Raw genomic sequence first — 13031 nt, forward strand, 5'->3', positions numbered from 1 at the left:
TATATTCCTTCAAGAGTTAGCCGAAGGATATTGCAGACATGTTTACGGCAGCGGCGTCTTGACGCTACCGGCGCATTTGACGATACCGTTTCCAAAGAAATTGTGAATGGGCCAATGAGTGAACAAGTCCTGACCCTTGCCGAGAGCTTGAGAGACAAGGCGCGCGCAGCGCTGGGTCAGCGCAATCTTGTCTTCGTGGGATTGATGGGAGCAGGAAAATCCTCGATCGGCCGGCCCGTTGCGCAGCAGCTCGGCCTACCCTTCGTCGATACGGATGCCGAAATCGAGCGCGTGTCACGCATGACGATCGCCGAACTTTTTGCTGCCTATGGCGAACAAGAGTTCCGGGCGCTGGAGACGCGCGTCATCAAGCGGCTCCTCAAGGGCGGCCCGCGTGTCGTCTCAACGGGCGGCGGTGCGTTCATCAACGAAAGCACGCGGCTGCATGTCAAGCGCGGCAGCCTTTCGGTCTGGCTGAAGGCCGATCTCGACGTGCTGTGGGAGCGGGTAAACAAGCGCGATACGCGCCCTCTGCTCAAGACCGAAAATCCGAAACAGACCCTCGAGAACCTGATGAATGCGCGCTATCCGATCTATGCGGAAGCCGATATCACGGTTCTCTCCCGTGACGTAAACAAGGATATCATGGTCAGGGAAGTCCTTGCCGCCATCGCCGAGGGAAAGAAAACAGAAAGCAAAATGCCATGAATGCGATGACACCGGCTTCCGCAGAGCGCCTTGTGCGCGTGCCTCTCGGCGAGCGTGCCTATGACATCCTGATCGGTCCCGGCCTGATCGCGCGTGCGGGCCAAGAGATCGTCGCGCGGCTGAAAGGCCGCAAGGCCGCCATCATCACCGATGAAAACGTCGCGCCGCTCTATCTCGGTGCATTGGTCGCCAGCCTAGAAGCTGCGGGCATCCAGGCTTCCAGTCTCGTCTTGCCGGCCGGCGAGAAGACCAAGAGTTTCGAGCACCTGATCACCGTTTGCGATGCGGTGCTGACTGCGCGTGTGGAGCGCAATGATGCGGTGATCGCGCTTGGCGGTGGCGTTATCGGCGATCTCTCGGGCTTTGCCGCCGGCATCGTGCGCCGCGGCGTCCGTTTCGTTCAAGTGCCGACATCGCTGCTGTCGCAGGTGGATTCGTCCGTCGGCGGCAAGACCGGCATCAACACTCATCACGGCAAGAACCTCGTCGGCGTCTTCCACCAGCCCGACCTCGTGCTGGCCGATACCGATGTGCTGAATACGCTGAGCGAGCGCGAATTCCGTGCCGGCTACGCCGAAGTCGCCAAATACGGCCTGATCGACAAGCCGGATTTCTTTGCCTGGCTCGAGGCCAATTGGAGAGAAGTCTTTGCCGGCGGGGCGGCCCGCATTGAGGCTATTGCTGCAAGCTGCCAGGCAAAGTCCGATGTCGTCGTTGCGGACGAACGTGAAAGCGGGCCGCGTGCCTTGCTCAATCTCGGCCACACCTTTGGCCATGCGCTCGAAGCGGCAACCGCCTATGACAGCCGCCGGCTGGTGCATGGCGAGGGTGTTGCGATCGGTATGGTGCTGGCGCATGAATTTTCTGCGCGCCTCAATCTGGCAAGCCCGGATGATGCCAAGCGTGTCGAGACGCATCTGAAGGCCGTAGGCCTGCCGACGCGGATGGGCGATATTCCGGGCGAGCTGCCGCCGGCCGAAGTGCTGATGGATGCGATCGCGCAGGACAAGAAGGTCAAGAGCGGCAAGCTTACCTTCATTCTTACGCATGGTATCGGCCAGTCCTTCGTTGCCGACGATGTGCCGTCTTCCGAAGTCCTAAGTTTCCTGAAGGAAAAACATCGCTGATGACCGTCGAGGGCACGCTGGCTGTATTGCTCGAATATTGGCCCGAGATCATCTCGATCATCGTGCTGGTGTTGGTGTCGGCGTTTTTTTCCGGTTCGGAGACGGCACTTACCGCCGTCTCGCGCACCCGCATTCACACGCTGGAGGCCAACGGCGATGAAAGCGCCGGTATCGTGCGCCACCTCATCGAGCGTCGAGATCGGCTGATCGGCACCTTACTCATCGGCAACAATCTCGCGAATATCTTGGCGTCTTCGCTGGCGACTAGCGTTTTCCTCGGTCTGTTCGGCAATTCGGGGGTGGCGCTGGCAACGGCAGCCATGACCGTCATTCTCGTCATCTTCGCTGAAGTCCTGCCGAAGAGCTGGGCGATTTCGACTCCGGATCGCTTTGCGCTCAATGTGGCAGCGCCGGTGCGGCTGTTTGTCGCGATCGTCGGCCCCGTATCGAGTTTCGTCAACGCCATCGTGCGCTGGATCCTTGGGCTGTTCGGCATCAACCTCTCCAAGGAGGTGTCGATGCTGTCGGCGCACGAGGAGCTGCGCGGTGCTGTCGATCTGCTCCACCGCGAGGGTTCGGTCGTCAAAGCGGACCGCGATCGCCTCGGCGGCGTGCTCGATCTCGGCGAGCTGGAACTGTCCGACATCATGGTGCACCGTACGGCGATGCGAGCCATCAATGCCGATGACCCGCCGGAGGTGGTGGTGCGCGCGATCCTCGACAGTCCCTATACGCGCATGCCGCTCTGGCGCGGCACAATCGACAACATCATCGGCGTCGTGCATGCCAAGGATCTGCTGCGAGCCTTGGCGGAACGCAATGTCGAGCCGGAAAATCTCGATATCGTCAAGATCGCGCAGAAGCCCTGGTTCGTGCCCGACAGCACCAATCTCGAAGACCAGCTGAACGCCTTCCTGCGTCGCAAGCAGCATTTCGCCGTCGTCGTCGACGAATATGGTGAGGTGCAGGGCATCGTCACCCTGGAAGACATTCTGGAGGAGATCGTCGGCGATATCGCCGATGAGCACGACCTCGATATCCAGGGCGTGCGGCAGGAGGCCGACGGCTCGATCGTCGTTGATGGCGTCGTACCGATTCGCGACCTAAACCGCGCGCTCGACTGGCACTTGCCCGACGAGGAGGCGACGACGATTGCGGGTCTCGTCATCCACGAATCGATGACCATCCCGGAAGAGCGCCAGGCCTTCACCTTTTATGGCAAACGCTTCATCGTCATGAAGCGGGAAAAGAACCGCATCACCAAGCTGCGCATCCGCCCTGCCGAAACGGAAGAGGCAAAGCCGGAGTAGTTCCGGCTTGCAGCCAACCTACCAACGGATCGCCTCGCCGGGAGCCGCGGGCTCCACGGCCAGCGCGTGCAGGCCAGCGTCCAGTTCCGGTTTCAATAACTCGTTGATCGCCCTGTGGCGCGCAAGGCGCGGCATGCCCGAGAACTTGGCGGAAACGATTCGAATTCTTATATGGGTTTCGCCGGTTCCGGTCATGTCAGGCTGATGGCCCGCATGAAGGTGGCTTTCATTGATGACGGCAAGGCGCTCAGGCGCGAAGGCGTCGGTGAGCTTCCGCTCAATGCGGGATTGCAGTGTCGTTTCCATATTCCCGCGTCGACCTCGCTTGCGAAAAAAGGCTCCCACAAAGCCTATAACATTCCTGTTTGTCAATTCTTGTTGTGGGGTATCCAAGGCCCCATAATTAGGACGCCATGAGACTTGATTCAAAATATTTCGATCGCATTCGCACCCGCCGCAAGCGCGCGCAGGAACCCGAACAGGGTCCGCCGACGTGCCAGTGGGACGGCTGCGACAAACACGGCACGCATCGCGCCCCGGTGGGGCGCAATGCGGAAGGGCAGTTCTTTTTGTTCTGCTTCGAGCACGTCAAGGAATACAACAAGGGCTACAATTATTTCTCCGGCCTCTCGGATGGCGAGATTGCGCGTTATCAGAAGGAAGCCATCACCGGCCACCGTCCGACCTGGACGGTCGGTGTCAACAAGGCTGCCAAGAACAGTCCGCTTCAATCGGATATCCGCTCCGGCTCCTATTCCCGCGTTCGCGACCCATTCGGCTTCGTTAGGGAAGGCGAGGGCCAAGGTCGGGGACCGCGTTTCCCGCAGCAGCGTAAGCTGAAAACGCTGGAGGCGAAGGCCTTCGACACGATGGGCCTCGACGCCAATGCCGCGGCCCCGGAAATCAAGCGCCGCTATAAGGAATTGGTGAAAATGCACCATCCCGATGCCAATGGCGGCGATCGCGGCTCGGAAGAGCGTTTTCGTGCGGTCATTCAGGCCTATCAATTATTGAAACAGAACGGTTTTTGTTAATTCCCGTCCTTGCTCTCCGCCTTCAATCAGGTATGGTCCAAATCGGCTGAAGCTGCGGGCAACCGCGGTAGGGTGCGCATTTGGCTGGCTGCACCTCGGTCAACTTTCCGGACGCGGCGTTTCTTGTCCGGGGACTCTGTTCAAGGATGCTCGCAAGCGATCATATATCGCGCCGAGATTTTGCTTTAGTCCCGGAGAAGTATCGCCGCTGTTCCGACCGAACGGATGCGGGCAACAAGCTGCGGCGTTTCGGAAAAATCGGCTGAGTTTGATATGGCAGGGTGAGAGCCACCCGCCCTGGAGACATGATGAGCAAGATTGACCTTGATATTTCCGAGATCCCCGATACCACCGTTTCGGTCCGTGAAGTCTTCGGCATTGATTCCGACATCCGCGTTCCGGCCTACAGCCAGGGCGGCGCCTACGTACCCGATCTGGATACGGACTACCTCTTCGACCGCGAGACCACGCTCGCCATTCTCGCGGGCTTTGCTCATAACCGCCGCGTGATGATTTCGGGCTATCACGGTACCGGCAAGTCTTCTCACATCGAGCAGGTCGCTGCGCGCCTCAACTGGCCGTGCGTGCGTATCAACCTCGACAGCCATGTCAGCCGTATCGACCTCGTCGGCAAGGATGCCATCGTCGTCAAGGATGGTCTGCAGGTCACCGAATTCAAGGACGGCATCCTGCCCTGGGCCTATCAGCACAATGTCGCGCTCGTCTTCGACGAATATGATGCCGGCCGGCCCGACGTGATGTTCGTCATTCAGCGCGTGCTGGAATCGTCGGGACGCCTGACGCTGCTCGACCAGAGCCGCGTCATCCGTCCTCACCCGGCCTTCCGCCTGTTCGCAACGGCCAACACCATCGGTCTCGGCGACACGACTGGCCTCTATCACGGCACGCAGCAGATCAACCAGGCACAGATGGACCGCTGGTCGATCGTGACGACGCTGAACTACCTGCCGCACAACAACGAAGTCGATATCGTGCTGGCAAAGGTAAAATCCTTCCGCAACGACAAGGGCCGCGACACCGTCTCCAAGATGGTTCGCGTTGCCGACCTGACGCGTGCGGCTTTCATGAACGGCGATCTGTCGACCGTCATGAGCCCGCGTACCGTCATCACCTGGGCCGAAAATGCGGAAATCTTCGGCGACGTCGCCTTTGCCTTCCGCGTCACCTTCCTCAACAAGTGTGACGAGCTGGAGCGGCCGCTGGTCGCCGAGCACTATCAGCGCGCCTTCGGTGTCGAGCTGAAGGAAAGTGCCGCCAACATCGTGCTCGAAGCCTAGAACATTTCCGCTTTTCTTCGAATCGCGAAAACGTTCTATCTTTTTGTTTTGACGCAATTCCGGATAGAAAACTGCTATGCATTTTTCCTGGAATTGCTTTAGGGAAAAGCCGATACATCATGTCAGGTCGCGGAGATAATTCCAAAGCGAAGCCGGGTGCACCGGTGGACATGGAGCCGTTGCGCCGGGCGATCACCGGCTGTGTCCGCTCGATCGCCGGCGATGCCGAGGTCGAGGTGGCCTTTGCCAACGAACGCCCGGGAATGACCGGCGAGCGCATTCGCCTGCCTGAACTTTCAAAACGGCCGACGGCGCATGAGCTGGCGGTGACACGCGGCCTCGGTGATTCGATGGCCCTGCGGCTTGCCTGTCATGATGCCCGTGTCCACGCCGTGATGTCGCCCCAGGGTGCCGATGCACGCAGCATCTTCGATGCCGTCGAGCAGGCCCGTGTCGAATCGATCGGCTCGCTGCGCATGAGCGGCGTTGCCGCCAACCTCAATTCCATGAATACGGAAAAATACGCCAAGGCGAATTTTTCCGGCATCGAACGGCGCGAGGATGCGCCTATCGGTGAGGCCATGGCGATGATCGTGCGCGAGAAGCTGACCGGTCAGAAGCCGCCGGAAAGCGCCGGCAAGGTGCTCGACCTATGGCGCCCCTTTATCGAGGAAAAGACCGGCGGTCAGCTTGAGAACCTGTTGTCGTCGATCAACGACCAGCAGAGCTTTGCCCGTGTCGTCCGCAACATTCTGACGGCCATGGAAATGGCTGAGGAATATGGCGACGAGCAATCCGAGCCCGACAGCGAAGAGCAGCCGAGCGAAGAAGACAAGCCGAACGGCGAAGACCACGATAACGACGACGTCAAGGAAGATGAAGGCTCTGACGCCGCTCCTGCCGAGGATAGCGAAGCCTCCGACGAACAGATGGAAGACGGCGCGACCGAAGACGGCGGCGAGATTTCCGACGATGACATGAGCGAAGAAGGCGAGGAAGATTCGGAAACGCCGGGCGAAACCCGCCGTCCGAATACGCCCTTCGCCGATTTCAACGAAAAGGTCGACTATCACGTCTATACGGAGGAGTTTGACGAGACCACGACCGCACAGGAGCTGTGTGATGTGGCCGAGCTTGAGCGTTTGCGTGCCTTCCTCGACAAGCAGCTTGCGCATCTGCAGGGCGCTGTGGGGCGGCTCGCCAACCGTCTGCAGCGTCGCCTCATGGCGCAGCAGAACCGCTCCTGGGATTTCGATCTGGAAGAGGGCTATCTTGATCCGGCCCGTCTGCCACGGCTGATCATCGACCCGACGCAGGCGCTGTCCTTCAAGATGGAGCGCGATACGCAGTTCCGCGATACGGTCGTGACGCTGCTGATCGACAATTCCGGCTCGATGCGCGGACGACCGATCACGGTTGCTGCCTCCTGCGCCGACATCCTGGCCCGCACGCTCGAGCGCTGCGGCGTGAAGGTCGAGATCCTCGGCTTCACCACCAAGGCGTGGAAGGGCGGCCAGGCGCGCGAGAAGTGGCTCGCCAGCGGCAAGCCGCAGACGCCCGGTCGTCTGAACGACCTGCGCCACATCATCTACAAGTCTGCCGACGAGCCCTATAGACGGTCTCGCAGCAATCTTGGCCTGATGATGCGCGAAGGCCTGCTCAAGGAAAACATCGACGGCGAGGCTCTGATCTGGGCGCATAACCGCCTGCTCGGTCGCCGCGAACAGCGCCGTATCCTGATGATGATCTCGGACGGTGCGCCGGTCGATGATTCCACGCTGTCGGTCAATCCCGGCAATTATCTGGAGCGGCACCTGCGCGCCGTCATCGACCAGATCGAGACGCGTTCGCCGGTGGAACTGCTGGCCATCGGTATCGGCCATGACGTCACGCGCTACTATCGCCGCGCCGTCACCATCGTCGATGCCGACGAGCTTGCTGGTGCCATGACGGAGCAGCTTGCCTCGCTGTTCGAAGATCAGACGAGCATGCCGCGCTCGCGCATGCGCCGCGCCAGCTGAGCCCGCTCAGGCTTCTCTTAGCATCGGCCTTGCGGCCGGTGCCTTTTCTGCTGGAAGGATCCACTTCCTCTGGCCTTGATCTGCGCCGGCCGAAGACGGTCCTGTTGGCAGCAGTTCTCGCAACGCTGCTTGCCGGCTGCAGCTCCGGCGATAATGGCGAGAAAGGTGGTCCGGCAGATATCCGCGCGACCGTGATTTCCACCTTTAACCCCGGTTCGAATGAAACACGGTTCGGCGCGCTGGAATTTGTCGGTGGCCTTGAACTCAGCTCGGACAATGTGCTTCTCGGCGCCATCTCCGCTATTCGCTTCCGTCCCGATCAACGCCATTTCATTTCAGTGCTGGATACCGGCCATTGGCTGACCGGCGCGATTGAGCGCGACCAGGAGGGCCGGCTGAAGGGTGTCAGCGATGCGCGCATCACGCCGATGATCGACCGCCATGGCGGCACAGATGCCGGCAAAGGAGATATGGATGCCGAAGGCTTGGCGCTGCGCGGCAATCACGTCCTCGTCAGCTATGAACAATACCACCGTGTCGATGCCTATCCCGATCCGGGTTTCGAAATTTCGCCGCCCGATGGCACAATGCCCATTCCCATCCCGAGATCGGAGCTGCGTTCAAATCGCAGCCTCGAGGCGCTGATGATTGCGCCTCAGTCGAGCCCGCTTGCCGGCAGTGCGGTGATCGTTGCCGAAGACAGCCTCGACGATCAAGGCAATCTGCTCGCTGCAATTCTGGACGGGCCGTTGAGTGGCCGCTTCACCGTCCGGCGCCATGGCGGCTTCAATGTCAGCGACGGCGTCTTTCTGCCCGATGGAGATCTATTGCTGCTGGAGCGGCGCTTCGGGCTGATCCATGGTCTCGGCGTGCGTATCCGCCGCATCGCCGGCGCGAATATCAAGCCAGGTGCGGTCGTAGATGGCGAGGCGATCTTCGAGGCAGGGCCCGGAGATCAGATCGACAATATGGAGGGCCTGGATGTCTTCCGCGCAGCCGACGGCTCCCTGCATCTCGTCATGGTCTCGGATGACAATCATTCCATTCTGCAGCGCAGCCTGATGCTGGAGTTCAAGCTGCATGACGACAATATCGTCAGCCAGAATTGAGAGTGGCGAGCGGTCTGATTCTCGGCCGCTGCCATCCTTCTTTGTCAGGAAATGGTGCCGCGCGTCACATTGAGTCGCGCGGCGGATCCTTTGGCCGTCAAGCCGTCGGAGCCTGCGGCATCGGCTTCAACATGTTCATCAGCGCGCCGTAGGGCAGCAGCATGACGAGGCCGACGGTGACCTTGACCGAGAAATCGCCGATCGCCCAGGAAATCCAGCGCGGTGCCGAGGTGGAGAACGCGCCAAGGATCGGCGCCCATTCGATCGCGAAGGGATCGTTCGGCCCGAAGAAGACGAAGAAGGGCGCGAAGGCGAAGGAGAAGAAGATCAGCGTATCGAGCATCGAGCCGATAAGTGAGCCGAACAGCGGCGCGCGCCACCAGGCCAGGCGGCGCAGGCGGTTGAAGACCGAGATGTCGAGCAGCTGGCCGGCGAGATAGGCTGATCCGGAGGCGATCGCGATGCGCGGCTGTGCCGTGTAAAACGACAGGGCGACACCGACGACGAAGCCCGCAAAGACGACCTTGCGCGCGGCCCTCGGGCCGAACTGGCGGTTGGTCAGATCGGTGATGAGGAAGGCGACCGGATAGGTGAAGGCTCCCCAGGTGAGGATATCCGCGAGATTGATGCCGGCGAGCGTCACCTGCAGCGGATACTGCACGAGGATGTTGGAAGCGACGACGACCAGCGTCATTAGCAGAACGTAGATAAGGGTATGACGTATCGTCAGCATTTTTTTATCCTGGGAGATGCCACCAGTTGAAAGAAACCGGACATGGAAAAAGGCTTGTCCGGACATGATCCGTGCAAGCCTCCTAGCCGGTATGAAATCGCGAAGTGCTAGTGCTGCTTAGGCAGCAACGGCAGCTTCAGCGGACTTCTTGACGATCTGGCGACGCAGCAGGCGAGCGCGCATGCTGAGTTCGTTTTCGCTTGCCTTGATAAGGAAAGCGTCCAGACCACCGCGATGCTCGACCGAACGCAGCGCTGCAGCGGAAACGCGCAGACGGTAGCGTTGGCCGAGAACGTCGGAGATCAGCGTGACCTGGCAAAGGTTCGGCAGGAACCGACGCTTGGTCTTGTTGTTGGCGTGGCTAACGTTGTTGCCCACGAGGACGGCCTTGCCGGTCAATTCGCACATGCGGGACATGGTACACCTACTTTTGTTTTTCTCGGCCATCGAATAGACATGCTGGGCAAAACCCGACGCGCAATCCAACAGGCCATAATTGGAAAGTTGCGGTTCTATAGTCAGAGAGGCTGGCCGCGTCAAGCCAAACCTTGTGTTTTCCCGCAATTCCGTCAAAAAGCTGCTGTTGTCTGACGCTCGCAGCAGGCGAGCAAAGCAACTATATAACTTGCCTGATCCTCGTTGAAGGCCTTGATCATGGTTCAAATTCGGAAGTGGCTTCTCATTTCAGCGATCGTTGCGTCGATGCCCTCCATGGCATTGGCCGATGTGCTGCGGCATGAAACGCGCTATCGCGTTTCGCTGGCCGGCCTGCCGATCGCCAGGGCGGATTTCAAGACCGAAGTTACCGGAAAGCAGTTTACTATCCGAGGCGATATCACCTCGGCAGGCCTTGCGGATCTCGTCACCTCGATCGATGCGAAAACCGATGTGACCGGCGTCGTCAACGACAGCAAGCTTCAGGCGACCCATTACATGCTCTTCTACAAGAGCGGGAAGAAAGAGCGCACCTATGATGTCGCCTATACCAACGGCAACGTGACGTCGAACACTATCACGCCCGAGCCGAAACGGCCGGACACCTGGGTTCCGATCACGGAAAGCGACCTGAAGTCCGTGCTCGACCCCATATCGGGCATGATCTTCCCGATCACGCCCAGCCTCAACCTCTGCAACCAGACGCTGGCTGTCTTCGATGGCGAGATGCGGATGGACCTGAAGCTGTCGCCGAAGGGATCGCACCCCTTCTCGACTGATGGCTTCAAGGGTAAGACCATTGCCTGCGGCGTGCGCTTCACGCCGAAGAGCGGCTATAAGAGCACACGCAAGGATTATCTCTACCTCGCCAAGAGCGACAATATGGAAATCTGGTTCGCCAAGGCAGATACCATGAATGTCTATGCTCCAGTCTACGTCCGGATACCGACGCAATACGGGACGGTGACGATCACGGCCGTGAAGTACGGCAGCTAGACCGGGCTATTGCTTCACGGAAAATCTTGACGATTCCCATAGTTATTTCTACGCAATTTTCAGTGGAAAATTGCTATGCATTTTCGTCGAATTGCTTGAGCGGGCTGGGGACGTCCGCGGCAAGGGGCTGGGGACAGAGATGAAATTTCGCGCTACGCTGACAGGCTTTTCAGCCATTTTGATGTGGTCGTTTCTGGCGCTTTTGACCGTCGCCTCCGGCAAGATGCCGCCCTTCCAGCTGCTTGCCGTCTGTTTTGCGATCGGCAGCATTCCGGGCATTGTCGTTCTTCTGCTGAGGCCCGAGCGGCTGCAGCTGCTGCGCCAGCCCGCCAAGGTCTGGATCACAGGCATTGCCGGCCTGTTCGGCTACCATTTCCTCTATTTTACGGCATTGCGCCATGCGCCTGCGGTGGAAGCGGGCCTGATCGCCTACCTCTGGCCGCTGCTGATCGTCGTCGGCTCCGCGCTGCTGCCGGGAGAGCGGCTGCGTTGGTATCATATTCTCGGCGCCCTGATGGGGCTTGCGGGTACGATCTTGATTGTCGGCCGCAATGGCTTTCATTTCGAAGGCGCCTATGCCGTCGGCTATGGCGCGGCATTTCTTTGCGCCTTCACCTGGTCCGGTTATTCCTTGATAACGCGTCGTTTCGAGGCTGTTTCCACCGATGTGGTCACGATATTTTGCCTTGCGACCTCGATCCTCTCCTTCTTTTGTCATCTGGGGCTGGAGGGAACCATCTGGCCGGAGAACCCGGCCCAGTGGATCGCCGTGCTCGGTCTTGGCCTTTTCCCTGTCGGGGCTGCCTTCTATGCCTGGGACTTCGGCGTCAAGAACGGCGATATCCAGATCCTCGGCGCGGCAAGCTATGCCGCACCGCTGCTCTCGACGCTGATCCTGACGCTGTTCGGTTTTGCCGAGCCGAGCTGGGGCATTGCGCTTGCCTGCCTGCTCGTGACGGGAGGTGCGGTGCTGGCCGCCCATCGCATGATCCTGCGCCGGGACGATACGGGGCGAACGCAGGCGGAAGCGGCGGAGTAGCTCCGCCGCGGTTCACTGCTGCTTATTTCTTGAAAACTTCTTCCAGGAAGGCCACGAGCGACGGCCGCCAGACATCCATTTCATGCTGGAGATCCGGATACTCGTGGTATTCGTGCTTGATCTTCTTGTCGTCGAGCGTCGCCTTCAAGCCCGCGACGTCCTTGCCGACGACCTGGTCCTTGCTGCCAACGGTCACCGTGAAGTTGTGCAAGGCCTTGTTGATCTTCTCCGGCTCGTTCAGCACGGCATCGACGGTCTTGTTCGGAACGGTCGTCGTGCTGACGCCGCTGAAGGTTGCGACCCAGCCGAAGGTGTCGAGATGTGAAAGGCCTGACACGAGGGCCTGATAGCCGCCCTGAGACAAGCCGGCCACGGCTCGGCCGCTCGTCTCGTTTTGCACCCGATAATGCTTCTTCATGTACGGGATAAGGTCTTCGATCAGTTCGCGATCTGCCGCCTCGGCGTTCGCCGGATAGAAATTCGCGCGGCGATCGGCGGCGGGGAAGTTTTCGGCGATCGCGTTCGGCACGTCGGTTTCCGTATCCGGGATGACGACGATCATCGGCTCGATCTTCTTGTCAGCAAGGAGGTTGTCGAGGATCTGCGGCGCGCGGCCCTGGAGGACCCAAGATCCCACAGTATCGCCGAAGCCGTGATAGAGGTAGAGCACGGGCAGCGGCTTGGAGGAATCGGTGTAGCCGGGCGGTGTGTAGACATACATTTGCCGTTCCGAATCGAGCGCCTTGGAATGCAAGGTCACCAGCCGCAGATCGCCGTGGGGCACATTGCGGATATCGAGAATGCTGCCGGGCACCAGGATCAGGCTGGTATTGACCTGTCGCTGCGGCTTGGGCGCATTGGTGCCGGGATCGATGCTGCGGAAACCGTCGATGTTGAAGTAATATTCGTAGAGATTCGGCTTGAGCACCTCCGTCTTCGCACTCCAGGTGCCGTCGTCGTCGCGCTGCATGGTGATGGGATCGCGCGAGCCCAACGTGACGGAAACTGCTTTTGCAGCCGGAGCATAAAGGCGGAAGGTGATCGAGCCATCCTTCTCGACCGAGGTCACGAAGTTTTTCAGGGGCTGGCTGGCCGGCGGCGAGGCAGGTGCATCAAGAGCAAAGACAGGGGCGCTCATGACAGAGCCTGCCATGACGAGCAAAGGAAACAACAAACGCACGAAAAAACCTCCTCCAGATGAATCAATTTTCACTCTCCCCG

Annotated in this window: 13 protein-coding genes; 9 read left to right on the forward strand and 4 right to left on the reverse strand. The window is 59.8% G+C overall.

Going from position 1 to position 13031, the window contains the following annotated elements:
• Positions 1–114: 114 nt before the first annotated feature.
• From FHT85_RS19495 to FHT85_RS19505, 3 genes are read left to right on the forward strand one after another with little or no spacing between them, the layout of a single operon-like run.
• Entirely contained in the window at positions 115–708 is a 594-nt protein-coding gene (locus FHT85_RS19495; protein WP_112336424.1) for a shikimate kinase, read from the forward strand.
• Positions 705–1835: a 3-dehydroquinate synthase gene (gene aroB / locus FHT85_RS19500; RefSeq protein WP_112412668.1), complete on the forward strand. Its 1131-nt coding sequence runs from the start codon at positions 705–707 to the stop codon at positions 1833–1835. The genes FHT85_RS19495 and aroB overlap by 4 nt, the downstream gene beginning before the upstream one ends.
• Positions 1835–3145, forward strand: a complete 1311-nt coding sequence (locus FHT85_RS19505; RefSeq protein ID WP_015341344.1) for an HlyC/CorC family transporter — start codon at positions 1835–1837, stop codon at positions 3143–3145. The genes aroB and FHT85_RS19505 overlap by 1 nt, the downstream gene beginning before the upstream one ends.
• Positions 3146–3163: 18 nt before the next feature.
• Here the strand turns inward: FHT85_RS19505 and FHT85_RS19510 are convergent, their stop codons facing one another.
• Positions 3164–3451: a BolA family protein gene (locus FHT85_RS19510; RefSeq protein WP_112400537.1), complete on the reverse strand. Its 288-nt coding sequence runs from the start codon at positions 3449–3451 to the stop codon at positions 3164–3166.
• 107 nt (positions 3452–3558) lie between these two features.
• Between FHT85_RS19510 and FHT85_RS19515 the strand changes: the two genes are divergently transcribed.
• From FHT85_RS19515 to FHT85_RS19530, 4 genes are all read left to right on the forward strand, one after another.
• Positions 3559–4179 carry a J domain-containing protein gene (locus FHT85_RS19515; RefSeq protein ID WP_015341342.1) on the forward strand — a complete coding sequence of 207 codons (621 nt, stop codon included), beginning with the start codon at positions 3559–3561 and terminating at the stop codon, positions 4177–4179.
• Between the two features lie 308 nt (positions 4180–4487).
• A complete protein-coding gene (cobS, locus tag FHT85_RS19520) occupies positions 4488–5477 on the forward strand; it encodes a cobaltochelatase subunit CobS (protein ID WP_015341341.1) in 990 nt (329 codons plus the stop codon).
• A gap of 119 nt (positions 5478–5596) precedes the next feature.
• Complete coding sequence (gene cobT / locus FHT85_RS19525; RefSeq protein WP_112412669.1) at positions 5597–7498, forward strand: cobaltochelatase subunit CobT; 1902 nt, start codon at positions 5597–5599, stop codon at positions 7496–7498.
• Between the two features lie 104 nt (positions 7499–7602).
• Positions 7603–8607, forward strand: a complete 1005-nt coding sequence (locus FHT85_RS19530; RefSeq protein WP_246780027.1) for an esterase-like activity of phytase family protein — start codon at positions 7603–7605, stop codon at positions 8605–8607.
• Between the two features lie 97 nt (positions 8608–8704).
• Here FHT85_RS19530 and FHT85_RS19535 read toward each other — a convergent pair whose 3' ends face one another.
• Both FHT85_RS19535 and rpmB read right to left on the reverse strand, forming a co-directional pair.
• Positions 8705–9340, reverse strand: a complete 636-nt coding sequence (locus FHT85_RS19535; protein ID WP_112412670.1) for a queuosine precursor transporter — start codon at positions 9338–9340, stop codon at positions 8705–8707.
• A 117-nt stretch (positions 9341–9457) separates the two neighbouring features.
• Complete coding sequence (rpmB, locus tag FHT85_RS19540) at positions 9458–9757, reverse strand: 50S ribosomal protein L28 (RefSeq protein ID WP_004107717.1); 300 nt, start codon at positions 9755–9757, stop codon at positions 9458–9460.
• 237 nt (positions 9758–9994) lie between these two features.
• Here rpmB and FHT85_RS19545 point away from each other — a divergent pair, with 237 nt between their 5' ends.
• Both FHT85_RS19545 and FHT85_RS19550 read left to right on the forward strand, forming a co-directional pair.
• The gene (locus FHT85_RS19545) at positions 9995–10771 is read left to right on the forward strand and encodes a DUF3108 domain-containing protein (RefSeq protein WP_112412671.1); all 777 of its coding nucleotides are present in this window, start codon (positions 9995–9997) and stop codon (positions 10769–10771) included.
• Between the two features lie 139 nt (positions 10772–10910).
• Positions 10911–11810 carry a DMT family transporter gene (locus FHT85_RS19550; protein ID WP_112412702.1) on the forward strand — a complete coding sequence of 300 codons (900 nt, stop codon included), beginning with the start codon at positions 10911–10913 and terminating at the stop codon, positions 11808–11810.
• Positions 11811–11832: 22 nt separating this feature from the next.
• Here FHT85_RS19550 and FHT85_RS19555 read toward each other — a convergent pair whose 3' ends face one another.
• Positions 11833–12990: an esterase gene (locus FHT85_RS19555; protein ID WP_112412672.1), complete on the reverse strand. Its 1158-nt coding sequence runs from the start codon at positions 12988–12990 to the stop codon at positions 11833–11835.
• Positions 12991–13031 lie beyond the last annotated feature (41 nt).

Origin of the sequence: Rhizobium sp. BK312 (genome assembly GCF_014193605.1) — a bacterium.
Classification (GTDB): Bacteria; Pseudomonadota; Alphaproteobacteria; order Rhizobiales; family Rhizobiaceae; genus Rhizobium.

Bases quoted from the DNA above. Each gene is read 5' to 3' on its own strand.
- FHT85_RS19495 (WP_112336424.1), top strand. From the start codon at position 115: ATGAGTGAACAAGTCCTGACCCTTGCCGAGAGCTTGAGAGACAAGGCG.
- aroB (WP_112412668.1), top strand. From the start codon at position 705: ATGAATGCGATGACACCGGCTTCCGCAGAGCGCCTTGTGCGCGTGCCT.
- FHT85_RS19505 (WP_015341344.1), top strand. From the start codon at position 1,835: ATGACCGTCGAGGGCACGCTGGCTGTATTGCTCGAATATTGGCCCGAG.
- FHT85_RS19510 (WP_112400537.1), bottom strand. From the start codon at position 3,451: ATGGAAACGACACTGCAATCCCGCATTGAGCGGAAGCTCACCGACGCC.
- FHT85_RS19515 (WP_015341342.1), top strand. From the start codon at position 3,559: ATGAGACTTGATTCAAAATATTTCGATCGCATTCGCACCCGCCGCAAG.
- cobS (WP_015341341.1), top strand. From the start codon at position 4,488: ATGAGCAAGATTGACCTTGATATTTCCGAGATCCCCGATACCACCGTT.
- cobT (WP_112412669.1), top strand. From the start codon at position 5,597: ATGTCAGGTCGCGGAGATAATTCCAAAGCGAAGCCGGGTGCACCGGTG.
- FHT85_RS19535 (WP_112412670.1), bottom strand. From the start codon at position 9,340: ATGCTGACGATACGTCATACCCTTATCTACGTTCTGCTAATGACGCTG.
- rpmB (WP_004107717.1), bottom strand. From the start codon at position 9,757: ATGTCCCGCATGTGCGAATTGACCGGCAAGGCCGTCCTCGTGGGCAAC.
- FHT85_RS19545 (WP_112412671.1), top strand. From the start codon at position 9,995: ATGGTTCAAATTCGGAAGTGGCTTCTCATTTCAGCGATCGTTGCGTCG.
- FHT85_RS19550 (WP_112412702.1), top strand. From the start codon at position 10,911: ATGAAATTTCGCGCTACGCTGACAGGCTTTTCAGCCATTTTGATGTGG.